The 17440-nt window shown below is 74.3% G+C and carries 12 protein-coding genes; 5 read left to right on the top strand and 7 right to left on the bottom strand.

Features of this window, described 5'->3' with window-relative positions:
- Positions 1 to 3: 3 nt before the first annotated feature.
- Complete coding sequence (locus tag AB0O01_RS17085; protein ID WP_365314161.1) at positions 4 to 1746, bottom strand: pyruvate dehydrogenase; 1743 nt, start codon at positions 1744 to 1746, stop codon at positions 4 to 6.
- A 126-nt stretch (positions 1747 to 1872) separates the two neighbouring features.
- On the bottom strand, positions 1873 to 3405 hold the full coding sequence (locus AB0O01_RS17080) for a protein phosphatase 2C domain-containing protein (RefSeq protein ID WP_365314160.1): 1533 nt from the start codon (positions 3403 to 3405) through the stop codon (positions 1873 to 1875).
- Positions 3406 to 3724: 319 nt separating this feature from the next.
- Here AB0O01_RS17080 and AB0O01_RS17075 point away from each other — a divergent pair, with 319 nt between their 5' ends.
- Together AB0O01_RS17075 and AB0O01_RS17070 are read left to right on the top strand one after the other, a co-directional pair.
- The gene (locus AB0O01_RS17075; protein WP_365314159.1) at positions 3725 to 4714 is read left to right on the top strand and encodes a helix-turn-helix domain-containing protein; all 990 of its coding nucleotides are present in this window, start codon (positions 3725 to 3727) and stop codon (positions 4712 to 4714) included.
- Between the two features lie 68 nt (positions 4715 to 4782).
- Positions 4783 to 5265, top strand: a complete 483-nt coding sequence (locus AB0O01_RS17070; protein ID WP_365314158.1) for a DUF456 domain-containing protein — start codon at positions 4783 to 4785, stop codon at positions 5263 to 5265.
- Positions 5266 to 5293: 28 nt separating this feature from the next.
- On the opposite strand, the gene AB0O01_RS17065 is transcribed toward AB0O01_RS17070, so the two are convergent.
- The 5 genes from AB0O01_RS17065 to AB0O01_RS17045 all read right to left on the bottom strand — a co-directional run bounded on the left by AB0O01_RS17065 (position 5294) and on the right by AB0O01_RS17045 (position 12030).
- Positions 5294 to 6673, bottom strand: a complete 1380-nt coding sequence (locus AB0O01_RS17065) for an AlkA N-terminal domain-containing protein (protein ID WP_365314413.1) — start codon at positions 6671 to 6673, stop codon at positions 5294 to 5296.
- 188 nt (positions 6674 to 6861) lie between these two features.
- On the bottom strand, positions 6862 to 7992 hold the full coding sequence (gene rsgA / locus AB0O01_RS17060; RefSeq protein WP_365314156.1) for a ribosome small subunit-dependent GTPase A: 1131 nt from the start codon (positions 7990 to 7992) through the stop codon (positions 6862 to 6864).
- A gap of 331 nt (positions 7993 to 8323) precedes the next feature.
- Positions 8324 to 9895, bottom strand: coding sequence for a cellulose-binding domain-containing protein (locus tag AB0O01_RS17055; RefSeq protein ID WP_365314154.1), 1572 nt, complete (start codon positions 9893 to 9895; stop codon positions 8324 to 8326).
- Between the two features lie 165 nt (positions 9896 to 10060).
- Positions 10061 to 10648: a hypothetical protein gene (locus AB0O01_RS17050; RefSeq protein ID WP_365314152.1), complete on the bottom strand. Its 588-nt coding sequence runs from the start codon at positions 10646 to 10648 to the stop codon at positions 10061 to 10063.
- Positions 10649 to 10710: 62 nt separating this feature from the next.
- Positions 10711 to 12030, bottom strand: a complete 1320-nt coding sequence (locus AB0O01_RS17045; RefSeq protein ID WP_365314150.1) for a radical SAM protein — start codon at positions 12028 to 12030, stop codon at positions 10711 to 10713.
- 121 nt (positions 12031 to 12151) lie between these two features.
- Between AB0O01_RS17045 and AB0O01_RS17040 the strand changes: the two genes are divergently transcribed.
- From AB0O01_RS17040 to AB0O01_RS17030, 3 genes are all read left to right on the top strand, one after another.
- Positions 12152 to 12682: a TetR/AcrR family transcriptional regulator gene (locus tag AB0O01_RS17040; protein WP_365314149.1), complete on the top strand. Its 531-nt coding sequence runs from the start codon at positions 12152 to 12154 to the stop codon at positions 12680 to 12682.
- Positions 12683 to 12875: 193 nt separating this feature from the next.
- Positions 12876 to 14135, top strand: a complete 1260-nt coding sequence (locus AB0O01_RS17035; protein WP_365314147.1) for an FAD-binding protein — start codon at positions 12876 to 12878, stop codon at positions 14133 to 14135.
- Positions 14136 to 14556: 421 nt separating this feature from the next.
- On the top strand, positions 14557 to 17433 hold the full coding sequence (locus tag AB0O01_RS17030) for a glycoside hydrolase family 2 TIM barrel-domain containing protein (RefSeq protein WP_365314145.1): 2877 nt from the start codon (positions 14557 to 14559) through the stop codon (positions 17431 to 17433).
- Positions 17434 to 17440: the final 7 nt, after the last annotated feature.

Below are 17440 nucleotides of genomic sequence, written 5' to 3'. Positions count from 1 at the left end.
GGGTCAGGGCCGGGGGACGTTGCGCAGGTTGGAGCGGGCCATCTGGACCATGCGGCCGACCCCGCCGTCCAGCACGATCTTCGACGCGGAGAGGGCGAAGCCGGTCACCATCTCCGCGCTGATCTTCGGCGGGATGGAGAGAGCGTTGGGGTCGGTGACGACATCGACCAGGGCCGGGCCCTTGTGCTTGAAGGCGGCCTTCAGGGCGCCCGCGAGGTCCTTGGGCTTCTCCACCCGCACCCCGTAGGCACCGCAGGCGCGGGCGACGGCGGCGAAGTCGGGGTTCTTGTTGGTGGTGCCGTAGGAGGGGAGTCCGGCGACCAGCATCTCCAACTCGACCATGCCGAGCGAGGAGTTGTTGAAGAGGACGACCTTCACGGGGAGGTCGTACTGGACCAGGGTGAGGAAATCGCCCATCAGCATGGAGAATCCGCCGTCGCCGGACATCGACACGACCTGCCGGTTCCGGTCCGTGAACTGGGCGCCGATCGCCATGGGCAGGGCGTTGGCCATCGAGCCGTGGGAGAAGGAGCCGATGATCCGGCGGCGGCCGTTGGGCGAGATGTACCGGGCGGCCCAGACATTGCACATCCCGGTGTCGACAGTGAAGACGGCGTCGTCGGCGGCGATCTCGTCCAGCACCGAGGCCACGTACTCGGGGTGGATCGGGATGTGCTTGTCGACCTTGCGGGTGTACGCCTTGATGACCCCTTCCAGCGCGTCCGCGTGCTTCTTCAGCATCTTGTCGAGGAAGCGGCGGTTGCTCTTGGGCTTCACCCGGGGGGTGAGACAGCGCAGGGTCTCCTTCACATCGCCCCACACCGCGAGATCCAGCTTGGAGCGGCGCCCGAGGCGCTCGGGGCGGACATCGACCTGCGCGATCGTCACATCGTCGGGGAGGAAGGCGTTGTACGGGAAGTCCGTGCCGAGCAGGATCAGCAGATCGCACTCGTGGGTGGCCTCGTAGGCGGCGCCGTAGCCGAGCAGCCCGCTCATCCCCACGTCGTACGGGTTGTCGTACTGGATCCACTCCTTGCCGCGCAGGGCGTGGCCGACCGGGGACTTGATCTTCTCGGCGAACTCCATCACCTCGGCGTGCGCCCCGGCGGTGCCGCTGCCGCAGAACAGGGTGACCCGCTCGGCGCGGTCGATCAGATCGACCAGTTTGTCGATCTCGGCGTCACCGGGGCGGATGGAGGGGCGGGAGGTGACGAGGGCGGTCTCCAGGGGCTTGTCGGGGGCCTGGTGGTCGGCGATGTCGCCGGGGAGCGTGATGACGCTGACGCCGCTCTGGCCCACCGCGTGCTGGATGGCGGTCTGGAGCACCCTCGGCATCTGCTTCGGGTTGGAGATCATCTCGCTGTAGTGGCTGCACTCCTGGAACAGCCGGTCCGGATGGGTCTCCTGGAAGTAGCCGAGGCCGATCTCGGCGGACGGGATGTGCGAGGCGAGGGCGAGGACCGGGGCCATCGAGCGGTGGGCGTCGTAGAGACCGTTGATGAGGTGGAGGTTGCCGGGGCCGCAGGAGCCCGCGCAGGCGGTGAGCTTTCCGGTGATCTGGGCCTCGGCACCGGCCGCGAAGGCGGCGGTCTCCTCGTGCCGGACATGCACCCAGTCGATGGCGGAGTTGCGGCGGACGGCGTCGACAACGGGGTTGAGACTGTCGCCGACCACGCCGTAGAGGCGCTCGACCCCGGCGCGGACGAGGATGTCTACGAACTGCTCGGCGACGTTCTGCTTGGCCATGACTGAGGTGCCCCTTCGGTCTCCATGGATTCGTGGATTCCCCCGCAGGCTGCGTCCCTGCCGGTTCCATGAATTCACATCGAACGTGGTTTCGCCTCCCACGCTACGCGATCACCCGCCGGATGATCACGCCTCCCAGACGGCGGCGGCGGTGCGGTCGTCGGCGTAGCCCTTGACCCGGACCTGGATGTCGGCGAGGTAGGCGGCGAGCCCGGGCGGGGCGGCGCCGGACCAGCGCCCGGTCAGATGGGCGCTCAGCTCCGGCTCGCCGCGCAGGGGTTCGGCCAGCCCGTGGGTGCACATCAGCAGGGTGTCCCCCGGGCGGGCCACCGAGGCGCGGAAGCGGAAGGGCTCGCGGGGCGGTTCGGGGGCGGGTTCGTAGGGGCTCGGCGGGGTCGGGATGCCCAGGTCCATGGTGAGCCGGTCGCCCTCGGGGGTCTCGGCGGGCAGCGAGCCGAAGCTCATCAGGGGCTCGCCGGGGGCGTCGGTGAACTGCGGTTCGATGTCCTGCCAGACGCCGTCCCGGAGCCGGAACAGACCGCCCGCGCCCGCCCCGAAGAAGACCCGGGTCCGGCAGTCGGGGTCGGCGGTCAGCAGCAGACAGCGCAGGGTGGCCGCGTATGCCTCCGGGGCGAGGCCGCGGTCCGCGGCGCCCGCGCGGAGCTTGCCGAGCGAGCGGTCGGTGAGCCGGTGCAGTCCGGACTTCAGATCGCCGCGCCGCCCGGCCCGTATGTCCTCCGCCAGCCGGGTGTGGCTGCGGCCCACGGCCCGCGCGATCCACTGGCACGCCTCGGCCGCCGCGCGGTGCGCCGCCGGGGTGGCGCGGGCGCCGCTGGCCATCGCGACCAGGACGAGGGTGCCGGAGCCGGTGCCGAAACGGGCGGTGAGCAGGGCGTCCCGGCGGGGCTCGCCCCGGTAGCGGGCGGAGTCGCCGCGCACCGAGACCGCGCGCAGGGTGCTGACGCCGTACCGGGCTCCGTCCAGCACGGTGTCCGGAACCAGGTCGGCGAGATCGTCGGGGTCGGCGGCGGGGAGGGCGGTGGGCTCGGGGTCGTAGGTGGGCGGGCCGGAGCCGATGTGGGCGGGCCCCTGGCCGGAGGGTGGGGGTGAGGGTGCGGCCGGGGGTGGGGGCGGCGGAGGAGGGGGGAAGGTCGAGGGGCCTGTGGGGGTGGGGAGAGGGGGTTCCCAGGGGGCGCGCTGGCGGATGAGGCCGGTGGGGCGGGGGGTGGGGGGTGCCTGGGGTGGTGGGGGTGTCCGGCGAGAGGGTGGTGCCTGGGGTGGTGGAGGGGGTGGGGGCGTGGAGGGGGGTGGTGGGGTGGACGGGGGCGGTGGGGCAGTCGGCCGGGTCCGGTGGTCCCTGTGGTCCCTGTGGCCCTGGCGGTTCTGGCGGTCCCGGGCGGGATCCGGCCGCCGCTCCTGCTCCGCCTGGGTCTCCTGCTCCGCCCGGTCCGCCTGGTCCCCCTGGACCTCCTGGTCCGCCGGGTCCTCCTGGACGGGATTCGGCGTGCCGTTCGTGGTCACTGTGTTCGACGCCGAGGCGAAGCGGTCGTCCAAGGAGTCGGCGGCGGGTGCGGGGCCGGTGTCCTCGGTGGAGTCGTCGTACAACTGTCCCCACCAGTCGTCCTCGTGACCGGTGGGGCTTCCCCCCTGTTGGCTCATGCCCCTAATTGTCCACCGGTGGGGCGCCCGGAAAACGGCGCATGCGGAAATCGGCCGCACTCGTGCACGTCGAACGGCGTGTCGGGTGGGGGGCCGTCGGGCGGCTCCACCCCCCACGGGAGAACCGCCCGACGACAGTCATGGGCGTACCGTGCACCGACGCGTCGATTCGGCCGAAAAGGACCGCTTGACGGCGGGCGGTGACGTATGTCGCCGTGCTTCACCTTGGCACGGTGACCGGGGGTACGGCGATGATGTGCCGAGGCGGGTTTGCGCCGTGGCCGGTTTCCGCCACGGTCGGGGAGGGAGGGGCCGGCTGATGCTGGCGGCGATAGGGCTGGACGACACCCATGAGTCGGCGTACCGGACGCTGGTGGCCGTGGGGGCGGCCGATGTGCCGGAGCTGGCGCGGCGGCTGACGCTGGGCGAGCGGGAGACCGAGCGCACGCTGCGGCTGCTGGAGGCGCGGGGACTCGCGGCCCGGTCCTCGGCGCGGCCGGGCCGCTGGGTGGCGGCGCCGCCCGGGGTCGCTCTGGGCGCGCTGCTCACCCAGCGGCGGCACGAGCTGGAGCAGGCGGAGCTGACGGCGGCGCTGCTGTCGGAGGAGTACCGGGCGGCGTCGGCCCGGCCGGCGGTGCACGATCTGGTCGAGGTGGTGAGCGGCGCGGCGGCGGTCGCGCAGCGCTTCCTCCAGCTCCAGCTCGGCGCGAGCGACGAGGTGTGCGCGCTGGTGACCGGCAATCCGGTGGCGGTGACCGGGCCGGAGAACGAGGCGGAGGAGCAGGCGGCGGGGCGCGGGGTGCGCTACCGGGTGGTGGTGGAGCGGGCGGTGCTGGATCTGCCGGACGGGGTGAGCGAGCTGACGGCGGCGCTGGGCCGGGACGAGGAGGTGCGGGTGGCGGACCGGGTGCCGACGAAGCTGGTGATCGCCGATCGTTCGCTGGCCCTGGTGCCGCTGGTCTCGCCGAGCGCGGAGCCGGCCGCGCTGGTGGTGCACGCGAGCGGGCTGCTGGAGCTGCTGTCCGGGCTGTTCGAGTCGGTGTGGCGGGACGCGCTGCCGCTGCGGCTGGGGGCGGACGGGGTGGACGAGCGGGCGCCGGGCGCGCCGGACGCCACCGATCTGGAGATCCTCTCGCTGCTGCTGGCGGGGCTGACGGATGTGAGCGTGGCCAAGCAGCTCGATCTGGGGCTGCGCACGGTCCAGCGCCGGGTGAAGGGGCTGATGGAGCGGGCGGGGGTGTCGACCCGGCTCCAGCTCGGCTGGCAGGCGTACGAGCGGGGGTGGGTGGCCCGGGAGCGGGAGCGGTAGAGCGGGGCACGTCTCCTCGGGCCGGTTGCTGACCTGCGTGCGGGGCGCGGCTCCGGCACTCTGGGCAGATGGGAGTCTGGGACCTCCTGATGGTCGGCGTCGTGCTGCTGCTCGGCCTGTGCGGAGTACTGGTGCCCGGGGTGCCGGGGTCGTGGCTGGTGTGGGCCGGGATCCTGTGGTGGGCGCTGAAGGACACGACACCGCTGGCCTGGGGGGTGCTGGTCGGGGCGTCGGTGGCGCTGCTGGTGTCGCAGGTGGTGCGGTGGGCGCTGCCGCCGCGCCGGCTGGCCGAGTCGGGGGCCACCCCGAGGATGGCGGTGTTCGCGGGCGCCGGGGCCTTTCTGGGCTTTGTGCTGATCCCGGTGGTGGGGGCGATTCCGGGGTTCCTCGGCGGGATCTATCTCTGCGAGCGGCTGCGGCTGGGGCGGCACGGGGAGGCGATGACCGCGCTGCGCACCGCGATGCGCTCGGGCGGCTCCAGTGTGCTGACGGAGCTGTTCACCTGCCTGCTGATCTTCGCGGCCTGGCTGGGGGCGCTGATCTGGGGCTGAGCTGCGGCGGGACACCTCGGTCGGGGCGTCACTCCCGCTCCCCTGCGACGCGCAGATGACGTACCGCGTAGGAGCGCCAGGGGCGCCAGGTGTCGGGCAGGCCGGTGCCGGGCGGGGCCACGTCGGGGTCGCCGAGGGCGCGGGTGCGGATGGTGGCGACGACCTCCGCGTCCACTCCGGGCAGCGCCCGCAGCGCCGCCTCCGAACCGTCCCGGTCGGCGCCGGGATCCAGGCGTACGGTGCCGTCGGCGAGGGCAGTGGTGAGGGCGGCCAGGGGGGTGCCGGGGCGGGCGGCGGCGAGGGCGGCGGGCTCGGGGAAGAGATGGGTCAGGGTGCCGTCGGGGGCGTCGAGGGCCTTGCCGTGCCGCTGGACCAGTTCGGCCGCGTCCGCCGGGCCGACGAGGGCGCGGACCGCGAGTTCCTCGGGGTCGGCGGCGCCGGGTGAGCGCAGCCCGGGGCGGGCGGCGATGAGCCGGGCGAGCCGGGGATCGGCGCCGAGCCGGGCGTCGACGGCGTAGGGGTCGGCGTCGAGGTCGAAGAGGCGGCGCAGCCGCTGGACGGCGGTGGTCAGATCGCGCTGGTCGGTGAGGTGCAGTACGGCGTCCAGCCAGCCGCCGGGGTGGGTGGCGGTGCCGGAGCTGCCGGTGCGCTCGGCGACGGCGGCGATCCCGGTGCCGTAGGGGAGGCGGAGGGTGCGGCGGTAGGTGCGGTCACCGGGCGGGCCGGTGACCTCCTCGACGCCGGGGACGGCCTCGGCGGCGAGCAGGTCGAGGACGGAGGCGGCGTGGTAGGGGCCGCGGTGGGCGAGGCGGAGCGGGATGCCGGTGGCGCCGGGGGTCCGGCGGCGGGGTGCGGGGGCGGCGGCGCGCAGGGCGCTGGGGGTGAGCGCGTACACCTCGCGGATGGTGTCGTTGAACTGGCGCACGCTGGCGAACCCGGCCGCGAAGGCGATCTCGGTGATCGGCAGCGGGGTGGTCTGGAGCAGGACCCGGGCGGTGTGGGCGCGCTGGGCGCGGGCCAGGGCGACCGGTCCGGCGCCCAGTTCGGCGGTGAGCTGGCGCTGCACCTGGCGGGCGCTGTAGCCGAGCCGGGTGGCGAGTCCGGCGACGCCCTCGCGGTCCACGACCCCGTCCCGGATGAGCCGTACGGCCCGGCCCACCACATCGGCGCGGACGTCCCAGTCGGCCGAGCCGGGCACGGCGTCCGGGCGGCAGCGGCGGCAGGCGCGGAAGCCGGAGCACTGGGCCGCGGCGGCGGTCGGGAAGAAGCGGACGTTGCGGCGCTTGGGGGTGACGGCCGGGCAGCTCGGGCGGCAGTAGATACCGGTGGTCTCGACCGCGAAGAAGAACGCGCCGTCGAACCGGGCGTCCCTGCTGCGGACGGCTTCGTAGCGGGTGTCCTCATCCATCACGCGTTCCAGTGTCCGCCGTCCCGAGGGGTGCCGCTGGCGGAAATCGGACACGGAAATCGGACACGGGGGTCGGGGAGGGGAGGGAAGGGGAGGGAAGGGGGGCGGGGCAGGAAAGGGGGCGGGGCGGGAAGGGGCGGCCCGGAAAACGCAGCCCGGCCGGGCCCTCCCCGCCCCTCCCCCGCTCCCTACCTCAGGCGCCCCCGCTTGGCCTCCATCGCCGCGCGGCCCTCCGCGTGCTTGCGCTTCCAGTCGCGGCGGATCTCCGCGCGGACCCGGGCGTCGGTCTTGGCGACGATCCGCTGGTTCTCCCGGACCAGCTTGCGGTAGCTGTCCAGGCGGCGCGGCGCCAGGTCACCGGCGTCGATGGCGGCCAGGACCGCGCAGCCGGGCTCGGACTCATGGGCGCAGTCGTGGAAGCGGCAGTCCCGCGCCAGTTCCTCGATCTCGGCGAAGACCTGGCCGACGCCGGTCTCCGCGTCCCAGAGGCCGACCCCGCGCAGACCGGGCGTGTCGATCAGCACGCCGCCGCCGGGCAGGGGCAGCAGATTGCGGGTGGTGGTGGTGTGCCGCCCCTTGCCGTCGGCGTCCCGGGTGGACTGGACGTCCATGACGTCCTCGCCGAGCAGCGCGTTGGCCAGCGTCGACTTTCCGGCGCCGGACTGCCCGAGCAGGACCGACGTACCGCCGCCGACCACCGCCGCGAGGACATCCAGCCCGGCCCCGTCGAGCGAGCTGACCGGCAGCACGGGCACGCCGGGGGCGCTGGTCTCGACGTCCTGGACCAGGTGTGCCAGGGTCGCCGCGTCCGGCACCAGGTCGGCCTTGGTCAGCACGACCACCGGCTGCGCCCCGGACTCCCAGGCGAGGGCGAGGAAGCGTTCGACCCGGCCGAGGTCCAGCTCCACGGCGAGCGAGACGGCGACGATGGCGTGGTCGACGTTGGCGGCGAGGATCTGCCCCTCGGACCGCTTGGAGGAGGTGGAGCGGACGAAGGCGGTACGGCGCGGCAGATACGTCCGTACATAGCGGGGGTTCCCGCCGGGTTCCACGGCGACCCAGTCACCGGTGCACACCACGCGCAGCGGGTCGTGCGGGGTGACGAACGCGGTGTCGGCGCGCAGCGTGCCGCCGGGGGTCAGGACGTCGCACTGGCCGCGGTCGACCCGGACCACCCGGCCGGGCAGCAGCCCTGCGGCGGCGTGGGGGGCGAACGCGGCGGCCCAGGCGTCGTCCCAGCCGTAGGGGACGAGGGCGGAGAACTCCTCGGAAGGAGGGGGAGTGGAGGGAGAGGAGGGGGAGGTGCGGAGGGAAGTCAACGGGGACCCTTCGACATGCGGTCCCGGCGCGCGAGCGTGTCGCGGAGAAGAGGTGTCGGATCAGCCGGTGACCGCGGAGGTGGACGGGATGGAGGTCGGGATGCGGGCAGCGCCCAGCGCAGTGACAGCCATCGGTCAGCACCTCCTCGTCGGTCTCATCAGCACAGCTCCGTGCACACCGGGGGTGGTGGGCACGCGGTCGTGGTCGACAAACGGGACTGTAGCCCGGCCCCCCGGAGCCGGGTCAACTCCTTTTCCGGGCGCCGGGCCCGGGGTCCGGGGTCCGGCGCCGTCCGCCCTGCGCCCCGCGCCCTGTGCCCCGCGCCCTCCGTCAGCGCACGGCGCAGGGGGTCCCGTTGAGGGTGATGTCCGCCGGTGCCCGGTTCCGGTCGTCGAGGAGGCCGACGAAGCCGAAGGTCAGCGAGCCTCCGGCGGGCACCGCCCGGTTGTAGTGGGCGGCCTCGACGGTGACCCGGGAGCCGCGCTGCTCGGGGTGGGCGTCCCACATCTGCGAGATGCGCTGGCCGTCGCCGAAGTCCCAGGCGAGGGTCCAGTCGTCCAGGGCGCGTTCGGTGGTGACCCTGATGACGGCCTCGAAGCCGGTGGACCACTCGGTGGTGATGTCGTAGTCGGCCCGGCAGGCGGGGTCCGGGGTGGGGCCGGCGGTGGGGTCGGTGCCGGGTGGTACCGGCGCGCCCGCCTCGCCCTTCCCGGCGGCTCCGGTCCCTGGGGTCTCCCGGGTCTCTCCGGTCCCCCCGGTCCCTCCTGTCCCCCCGGTTTCGGTGGAGGTGCCCTGGGGTGCGGGTTCCGGGGCCTCGTGGGAAGGGGGCGGAGAGGGAGAGGGGGACTGGCCCGGCGTTGCGGACGGGTCGGGGGCCGGGCCGGGGGCGGTGATCTCGGCGGCGGGGTCGGGTTCCGCGGTCTCGGGGTCGGCGGCCGGTACCCGGTCGGCGCCCTCGCCGCGGGCGGCGGCATCGCTTTCGGCGCCGAACGGCATCAGGGAGACCCCGAGCGCGATCAGGGAGACCAGGACCGCCCCGGCGAGCAGCCCGCCGCGCAGCAGTTGGACGCGGCGCGGGCGCGGTGCCGTACGGGGTCCGGCACCCCCGGCCCGGCCTGCGGCGAGGCGGACCTCGGCGGCGCGGCGGCGGCGTTCGAGGTAGGCGAGGCCGCCCCAGCCGAGGATGCCGCCCGCGAGGGCCGCGGGCAGTCCGCCGCCGTGCACCCGCAGGCAGGCGGCGGCCTCGGCGCAGTACGGGCAGCGGGCGAGATGGTGGGAGAGGTCGTCGGGGGTGTCGGCGACGGCGGTACGGGTGACGGCATCGAGCATCCGGGCGTAGCCCCGGCACTGCGGGCCCATCGGGCGGTCGAGATGGTTGCGCAGGCAGCGGTCCCGGAAGAGGGCCCGTACCTCGGCGCGCTCCTCGGTGATCCCGGCCGGGTCGAGTTCCAGTCGGGCGGCGACGACGGGCAGCGGCAGCGCCTCGACCTCGGTGAGCCAGAGCAGCGCGGCGTCGGGCCGCTGCATGTCCTGGAGGCCGCGCAGGGCGAGCGGGAGGGTCACGGGCGGGCCGGTGAAGCGGTCGGCCTGCGCGGAGGTGAGCCACAGCCGCAGTTCGGGATCGAGGCGGTGGCCCTGGCCCCGGTGCTCCCAGTCGGCGGCGGTGTCGCGGACCGCGCCGAGCAGGAGCGGGATGCGGGGCAGGGTGGCCGGGCGGCGTCCGGGGCCGCGGCCCGCGCCGGTGCGGGTCTCCCGGATGCCGTGCGCGAACGCCTCGGTGGCGAGTTCCAGGGCGTCGCCGGAGCCCGCGGTGCACAGATCGGCGTAGGACAGCACGGTGTCCCAGCTCTCGTCGAACTCGGCTGCCTCGGTGGCGTTCTGGGGGGTCGGCAGGTCTGCCATCGGTCTCCTGCGTCCGGGGCGAGATCAACTCACCCTATGGATACGGGAGTTGTGGGGAACCTCGCGGGCGCTGCCGAGCCTTTCACGCATTCACCACAACTGACAAGCTAGGCATCCGATTAGACGCCTCATCAGTATCAGCGACGACCAGGGGCATCGTGTTTCTCACCCGCTCTCCGGGCGGCCCCGCGTTCCCGCATCGAGCAGTTGTGCGACGAGGTCGGTGGCGGAGTCCGCGGACGGGTCCGACACGGCGCACCGGGCGTCGAACTCGGCGTCCCTGGCGCGGGCCAGGGCCGCCGCGTCCCGGCGCGGGTCGAGGAAGGCGGAGGCGCCGGGGGTGAGCAGAAGGTGCGCGGTGGTGTCGTCCCAGTCGGTGGTGACGGTGACGAGACCGCCCTCGCCGTCGGCCAGGAAGCGGGTGAGGCCGCGCGGCACGGCGCAGGCCCAGACCAGCCCGGGGAGGCGGGCGTCGACGCGGGTGTCGAGGTCGAGGACGAGGGACCCGGTGTCCGGGTCGTGGGCGGCGCTCAGGCCGCCGTCCTCGGCGAGGTCGCGCAGCAGTCCGGCGTAGTCGCCGGTGAGCCAGTCGTCGCAGGCGGCGACGGCGGCGGAGAGGTCCTCGCCGTGGCCCAGTGCCGCCCAGTCGGCGAGGGGCCAGGCGGAGGCGGGCACGGCCGGTGCCCGCAGATACCCGGTGAGCCGCGGGGCGCCGATGACCAGCGCCGCGGTCACGCTCACATACTGTCCCACCGCTCCGCCCTCCCCGTCCCGGCCGGTGTCGCCGGTCCGGGGCGGACGGTAGCAGGGGCGGGTTACGCGTCGGCGGGCTCGCGGGCCGGGAGGCTGTCCATGAAGGAGCTGACGGAGAAGACCGCGCGGCCGGGACCGGGCTCGCCGTAGCCGGGGGGCGAGGCGAGACCGAACTCGTCCATGGTGGCGCGGTACGCCTCCAGCAGCCGGATGTGGTACTCCAGCGGGGCGCCCTGCGGGTTGGCCTTGCCGAGCGGGGTCGTCGGCTCGGGGCACCAGGTGGTGAAGCGGGGCGTGATGCCCTGGGACATGAAGAAGCGCAGGCCCTCGGTGGTGGAGGCGATGGCCTCGTCGACCGTCTTGAAGCCGAACGGCTCGGCCATCTCGACCCCGGCGACGAAGTTGGGGATCACATTGCGGGCGCCGAAGACCTCCGCCGACTCCAGGATGCGCTGGTGCCAGACGTCCCGGCCGACGTACCGCTCCTTGCCGGGGCAGTACATCTTGAACAGGTACTCGTCCCACACCTCGTAGTTGGGGTGGTAGATCTGCACCCCGTAGTCCTTGAAGCGCTGGACGTCGTCGCGGGGCAGGGCCTGGGCGACGACCTTGCCGATCCAGCGGCCCGGGAAGCGCTCCTCGATGGCCTTGGCGTAGTGGCCGTAGAAGTCGGCCTCGTCGCGGCCCGAGACGGTCTTGGTGATCGCGCCGCCCGTGAGGGTGTAGGCGGTGGACGCCTTCTGGGTGTCGTACCGGTCGATGATCTCCAGGGCTTCGAGGACCTCCTCGACGTCCTTGACCCCGGTGTACGGGCGGCCGGCCGCCTTGTGCTGGCGCCAGTTGTGGTTGATGTCGCAGTACTGGCACTCCTCCTTGGCGCCGAAGTACTGGCAGACCCGGAAGACCGTGAGGTAGATGAGGTAGCCCCACTGGATGGTGGGGGCCACCTCCATCACGGACTTCCCGTTGGAGAGGGTGTGCTTGTAGTACTCGGGCATCGGCGGGACGCCGACATCGGCGATGCGCTTGCCGTCGAGGTAGAGGCCGAGCATCCCGGAGTCGTCGGCGGCGACCCGGTACGGGGAGGCCGGGTTCACCCGGACCGAGACCACCGTGCGGCGCAGGTCGTAGGGGCCGCCGGTGAGGATGATCTCCTCCGGGGGGCGGCGCAGCGCGGCCTCGCCCAGCTCCGGCAGGGTGCCGTGGTCGAAGGAGAAGATGAAGTACGACTTCGGCTTGACCTCACCGCCCTCGTTGTCACTGAGCGCGGACGGGTCGAAGGCGACTCCGCCGCGCAGCAGGTCCTCCTTGAAGACGGCCTCCCGCGGCACATGCGGGAACCGCTCCATCAGATCCTCGACGAGCGCGGTACGGCTGCCCATCCCCTGTCTCCTCCCTGCGGCGGTGTTCGACTCCTCACGGTATGCCCCCTGCCCGGTCGGGCGGGCAGCCGGGTCCACCGGAGCGTTGACGCTCCTGACAGTTTTCGTCAGAGTCGTCCGTATGAGCAAACGGGACGAGATCGCGGCGGCGGCGGTCGCCGTCTTCGCCCGCCACGGCTTCGCGCACACCTCGATGGATCTGGTCGCGCAGGCCGCCGGGGTGTCGCGTCCCGCGCTCTACCAGTACTTCCGCAACAAGCAGGATGTCTTCGCGGCCGTCGCCGAGAGCGTCACCGGGCGGATCGTCGCCGCGGCGGAGCGCGCCCGCGACACCGAGGGGCCGCTCGCCGACCGGGTGCACGGGGTGCTGCGGGTGAAGCTGGACGCGGCCGGGTCGGCCGGGGCGCCCGGGGCCGGGTTCCCGCAGGAGCTGGTGGCGCAGGCCGCGGCGATGGGGCTGACCCCGGCCGACGACCGGCTGGTGTATCTGCTGGCGCGGTTGCTCGACGGCACCCCCGAGCCGGTGGAGACCGCTGCCGCGCTGCTCGCCGCCACGGCCGGGATCGCCCGCTCGGAGGGCGGCCCGGAGGTCCACCGACGCCGCCTGCGACGACTGACGGAGCTGGTGATGGCGGGGCTGGCGGTGGGGTAAGGGGTTTGGTGGGCGGGCGGTGAGGGGTGTGGTGGGCGGGCGGTAAGCGGTCTGGTGGGGGTGCGCTCCGCGGGGCGGTGACGGACCCGGGGGCGGTGCGCCGGCGCACCCGTACCGGCGCCCCGCCGACCCTCCCCCACCCCGGGTGATGTGATGATCCCGACACATCCGCCGGGGAGGGCAGGCCAGCGATATGCCGGAAAACACCACACCCATCACCAATTGGGCCGGAAACATCACCTACCGGGCCGCCCGGGTCGCCCGCCCCCGCACCCCGGACGCGCTGCGGGACGCGGTCACCTCCGCCACCCGGGTCCGGGTGCTGGGCAGCGGGCACTCCTTCAGCACCGCCGCCGACCCGGGCCCCGGCGGGACGCTGCTCCGCCTGGACGCCCTGCCCCCGGCCCTCGACATCGACACGGCCGCCCGGACCGTACGGGTCTCCGGCGGTGTCCGCTACGCCGAGCTGGCCCGCGCGCTGCACGCCCGCGGTCTCGCCCTGCCCAACCTGGCGTCGCTGCCGCACATCTCCGTCGCCGGTTCCGTCGCTACCGGCACCCATGGCTCCGGGGCGGGCAACGGGCCCCTCTCCGACGCCGTACGGGAGGTCGAGCTGCTCACGGCGGACGGGACGGCGGTACGGATCGGCCGGGACGACCCCCGGTTCGGCGGGGCCGTCACCGCGCTGGGCGCCCTCGGCGTGGTCACCGCGCTCACCCTGGACCTGGCGCCCGCCTTCGAGGTGGAGCAGCGGCTGTTCACCGAACTGCCGCTGGCCGGGCTGGACTTCGAGGCGGTGATGACGGCGGCGTACAGCGTCAGTCTGTTCACCGACTGGCGGGCGCCGGGGTTCCGGCAGCTCTGGGTCAAGCGGCGCACCGACGAACCGCTGCGGGAGATCGGCTGGGGCACGCCCGCGACCGGGCCGCTGCATCCGGTGCCCGGGATGCCCGCCGTCCACTGCACCGAGCAGGGCGGGGTGCCCGGCCCCTGGCACGAGCGGCTGCCGCACTTCCGGGCGGAGTTCACCCCGAGCAGCGGGGACGAACTCCAGTCCGAGTATCTGCTGCCCCGCGCCCACGCCCTGGACGCCCTGCACGCCCTCGACCGGATGCGGGCGGCACTGGCGCCGGTCACCCAGACCTGCGAGGTGCGCACGGTCGCCGCCGACGGGCAGTGGCTGAGCCCGAGCCACGGCCGGGACACCGTCGCCCTGCACTTCACCTGGGTCGCCGACACCGCGGCCGTGCTGCCCGTGGTGCGGCGGGTCGAGGCCGCGCTCGACGGCTTCGCGGCCCGGCCGCACTGGGGGAAGGTGTTCACGATGCCGGGGGAGGTGGTGCGGGGCCGGTATCCGCGGCTGGCCGACTTCCGGGCGCTGCGGCGGGCCCTGGACCCGGGGGGCGTCTTCGCCAACGACTTCGTGAACGACTGCCTGGGGCCGCTCCCCTGACGGGCACCCACGCGCGCGGGGCGCCCCACACTCGGCCCCTCCCGCACAGCCACCCACGCGTGCGGGGCGCTCGTCGGCACCCGGCCGCCCGCGTCGGCGAGCCGGTCCGGGCACCCATGCGCGCGGTGCACCCGTCATCAAGGACGCCCACACCGGGACCCTCCCGCACGGGCACCCATGCGCAGGGGGGCGCTCGTCGCCCAGGACGCCCGCCCCCAGCCCCTCCCGCGCGGGCGCCCCCACGCGCGGTGCGCCCCACACCCGGCCCCTCCCCCACGGGCACCCACGCGCCGGGAGCGCGTCGCCCGCCCGTGCGCCGTTGCGGTGACGGTGGCCGTCCGCACGGCGTGCGTCCCCTCATCGGCGGGGGCTTCCTGGGATGCCCAGGGGGAAGCCTCCGGACGTCGTGAGGAGAGAGACCATGTCGTTCCGTTCCACCACCACCCCCGCCTATGTCGAGGACGTCTCGCCCGGGAGCGGGACGCTGCCGCCCCGGGCGCGGGCCCGGTCCTCCGACGCGGCGGCGCTCCCCCTCGGCGGCACCTGGCGCTTCCGGCTGTCCCCCGGCGCGGGCACCGCCGACGCGTCCTTCGCCCGGCCCGGGTTCGACGCCGGGGACTGGGCCGGAATCGAGGTGCCGGGCCACTGGGTGCTCCAAGGCGGCGGCGCGTACGGCGCCCCGATCTACACCAACCACACCTACCCCTTCCCGGTCGACCCGCCCCGGGTGCCCACCGAGAACCCCACCGGCGACCATCTGCGCCTCTTCGACCTGCCCGCCGACTGGCCGGCCGACGGGGACGCGGTGCTGCGCTTCGACGGGGTGGAGTCCTGCGCCCGCGTCTGGCTGAACGGCACTCCGCTCGGCGAGTTCAAGGGCTCGCGGCTGCCGCACGAGTTCGCGGTGGGCGCGCTGCTGAAACCGTCCGGCAATGTGCTGGCCGTCCGGGTCCACCAGTGGTCGTCGGGGTCGTATCTGGAGGACCAGGACCAGTGGTGGCTGCCCGGGATCTTCCGGGACGTGACGCTGCTGCACCGGCCGCCGGGCGCGGTCCGGGACTTCTTCGTGCACGCCGGGTACGACCACACCACCGGCGAGGGCACCCTGCGGGTCGACTCCGAGGTGCCCGGCCGGGTCACCGTCCCGGAACTGGGCCTGGACCTGGCGAGCGGGGAGAGCGCGCGGGCGGCGGTGGCGCCCTGGACGGCGGAGACACCGAGGCTGTACGACGCCGTGCTGGCCACGGCGGGCGAGCGGGTGGCGCTGCGGATCGGGTTCCGGACGGTGGCCCTGGCGGACGGGCTGCTCAAGGTGAACGGGCGGCCCGTCCTCCTCAAGGGCGTCAACCGGCACGAGTGGCATCCCCGCCGGGGCCGGGCGCTGGATGTGGAGACGCTGCGCGAGGACGTGCTGCTGATGAAGCGGCACAACATCAACGCGGTGCGCACCGCGCACTATCCGCCGCATCCGGCGTTCCTGGACCTGTGCGACGAGTACGGGCTGTGGGTGATCGACGAGTGCGATCTGGAGACCCATGGCTTCACCGCGCAGGACTGGCGGGACAACCCGGTCGACGACGACCGCTGGCGCCCGGCGCTGCTGGACCGGGCGGCGCGGATGGTGGAGCGGGACAAGAACCATCCGTCGGTGATCGTCTGGTCGCTGGGCAACGAGGCGGGCACCGGGCGCGGGCTGACCGCGATGGCCCGCTGGATCCGCGAGCGGGACTCCTCCCGGCTGCTGCACTACGAGGGCGACCACGACTGCCGGGACACGGATCTGTACTCCCGGATGTATCTCCCGCACGCCGAGACCGAGCGGATCGGCCGGGGCCTGGACGGCGGCCCGCGCAGACGCCGCCGGCTGCCGTTCATCCTGTGCGAGTACGCCCACGCGATGGGCAACGGGCCGGGCGGACTGGCCGAGTACCAGCGGCTGTTCGAGAGCCACGACCGGCTCCAGGGCGGTTTCGTCTGGGAGTGGATCGACCACGGGATCGAGGACGCCCGGTACGGGTTCGCCTACGGCGGGGACTTCGGGGAGGAGGTGCACGACGGGAACTTCGTCTGCGACGGGCTGCTGTTCCCGGACCGCACCCCCTCCCCCGGGCTGGCGGCGCTGAAGAAGGTGATCGAGCCGGTCCGGTTCGAGGGCGTCGGCACCGGCGCCGGGCGCACGGTCCGGGTGACGAACCGGCAGGACTTCGCGGACCTGTCGGCGCTGACCTTCTCCTGGGCGTACGAGGTGGAGGGGGTGGCGGTCGCCGAGGGGGCCCTCGCGGTGGGGCCGCTGGCGGCGGGCGAGTCGGCCGAGCTGAAGCTGCCGCAGCCGCCGGACGGGCACGACGGCGAGGCGCTGTGGACGCTGCGGGCGGTGCTGGCCCGGGACACCGGCTGGGCGGAGCGCGGTCACGAGGTGGCGTGGGCGCAACTGCCCGCCGTCGCCCGCCGGGTGCCGGTCCTGACGGCGCACGACCGCCCGGTGGAGGAGGAGGGCGGGATCACTCTCGGCCCGGGGGTCTTCGACCCGGCGACGGGCGCCCTGCGGGCGATCGGCGGGGTGCCGGTGAGCGGGCCGCCCCGGTTGGAGGTGTGGCGGGCGCCCACCGACAACGACGAGGGGGCGTCCTGGCAGCCCGATCCCCGTCTCGGCCCGCTCTGGCGCCGGATGGGTCTGCACCGGATGCGGCACCGGCTGGACGGCGTCGACCTCCGCCCGGACGCGCTGACGGTACGCACCCGGGTGGCCGCCGCCGGACGCGAGGAGGGCCTGCGCGCGGTGTACCGCTGGACCGGCGACGGCACCCGGCTGCAACTGGCGGTCGCGGTGACCCCCGAGGGCGACTGGCCGGTGCCGCTGCCCCGGCTCGGGGTGCGGCTCGGGCTGACGGCGGCGGACCGGGTGACCTGGTACGGCGGCGGCCCCGGCGAGGGCTACCCGGACACCCGGGACGCCTGCCGCACCGGGCTGTTCCGGTCGACGGTCGACGCGCTCCAGACGCCGTACGTCCGGCCGCAGGAGAACGGGGCCCGGCCCGGGGTGCGCCGGGCGGAGCTGGGCGGGCTGCGGATCGAGGGCGACCCGGAGTTCTGGTTCACCGCCCGCCGGTGGACCTCCGAGCAGCTCGACGCGGCGGAGCATCCGAGCGACCTGGTGCCCGGCGGCACGGTGTGGGTCACCCTGGACCACGGGCAGCAGGGCATCGGCTCCCAGTCCTGCGGGCCGGGCGTGCTGCCGCCGTACCGGCTGACGGCGGAACCGGCGGAGTTCGCCTTCGTCTTCACGACGACGGGCTGAGCACGGC

It is taken from the genome of Streptomyces sp. NPDC093252 (genome assembly GCF_040683675.1).
Taxonomy (GTDB): Bacteria; Actinomycetota; Actinomycetes; order Streptomycetales; family Streptomycetaceae; genus Streptomyces.
This window is presented reverse-complemented; position numbering and strand designations above follow the sequence as displayed.

Bases quoted from the DNA above. Each gene is read 5' to 3' on its own strand.
- AB0O01_RS17070 (WP_365314158.1), top strand. From the start codon at position 4,783: ATGGGAGTCTGGGACCTCCTGATGGTCGGCGTCGTGCTGCTGCTCGGC.
- AB0O01_RS17080 (WP_365314160.1), bottom strand. From the start codon at position 3,405: ATGAGCCAACAGGGGGGAAGCCCCACCGGTCACGAGGACGACTGGTGG.
- AB0O01_RS17065 (WP_365314413.1), bottom strand. From the start codon at position 6,673: ATGGATGAGGACACCCGCTACGAAGCCGTCCGCAGCAGGGACGCCCGG.
- AB0O01_RS17075 (WP_365314159.1), top strand. From the start codon at position 3,725: ATGCTGGCGGCGATAGGGCTGGACGACACCCATGAGTCGGCGTACCGG.
- AB0O01_RS17030 (WP_365314145.1), top strand. From the start codon at position 14,557: ATGTCGTTCCGTTCCACCACCACCCCCGCCTATGTCGAGGACGTCTCG.
- AB0O01_RS17040 (WP_365314149.1), top strand. From the start codon at position 12,152: ATGAGCAAACGGGACGAGATCGCGGCGGCGGCGGTCGCCGTCTTCGCC.
- AB0O01_RS17035 (WP_365314147.1), top strand. From the start codon at position 12,876: ATGCCGGAAAACACCACACCCATCACCAATTGGGCCGGAAACATCACC.
- AB0O01_RS17045 (WP_365314150.1), bottom strand. From the start codon at position 12,030: ATGGGCAGCCGTACCGCGCTCGTCGAGGATCTGATGGAGCGGTTCCCG.
- AB0O01_RS17085 (WP_365314161.1), bottom strand. From the start codon at position 1,746: ATGGCCAAGCAGAACGTCGCCGAGCAGTTCGTAGACATCCTCGTCCGC.
- AB0O01_RS17055 (WP_365314154.1), bottom strand. From the start codon at position 9,895: ATGGCAGACCTGCCGACCCCCCAGAACGCCACCGAGGCAGCCGAGTTC.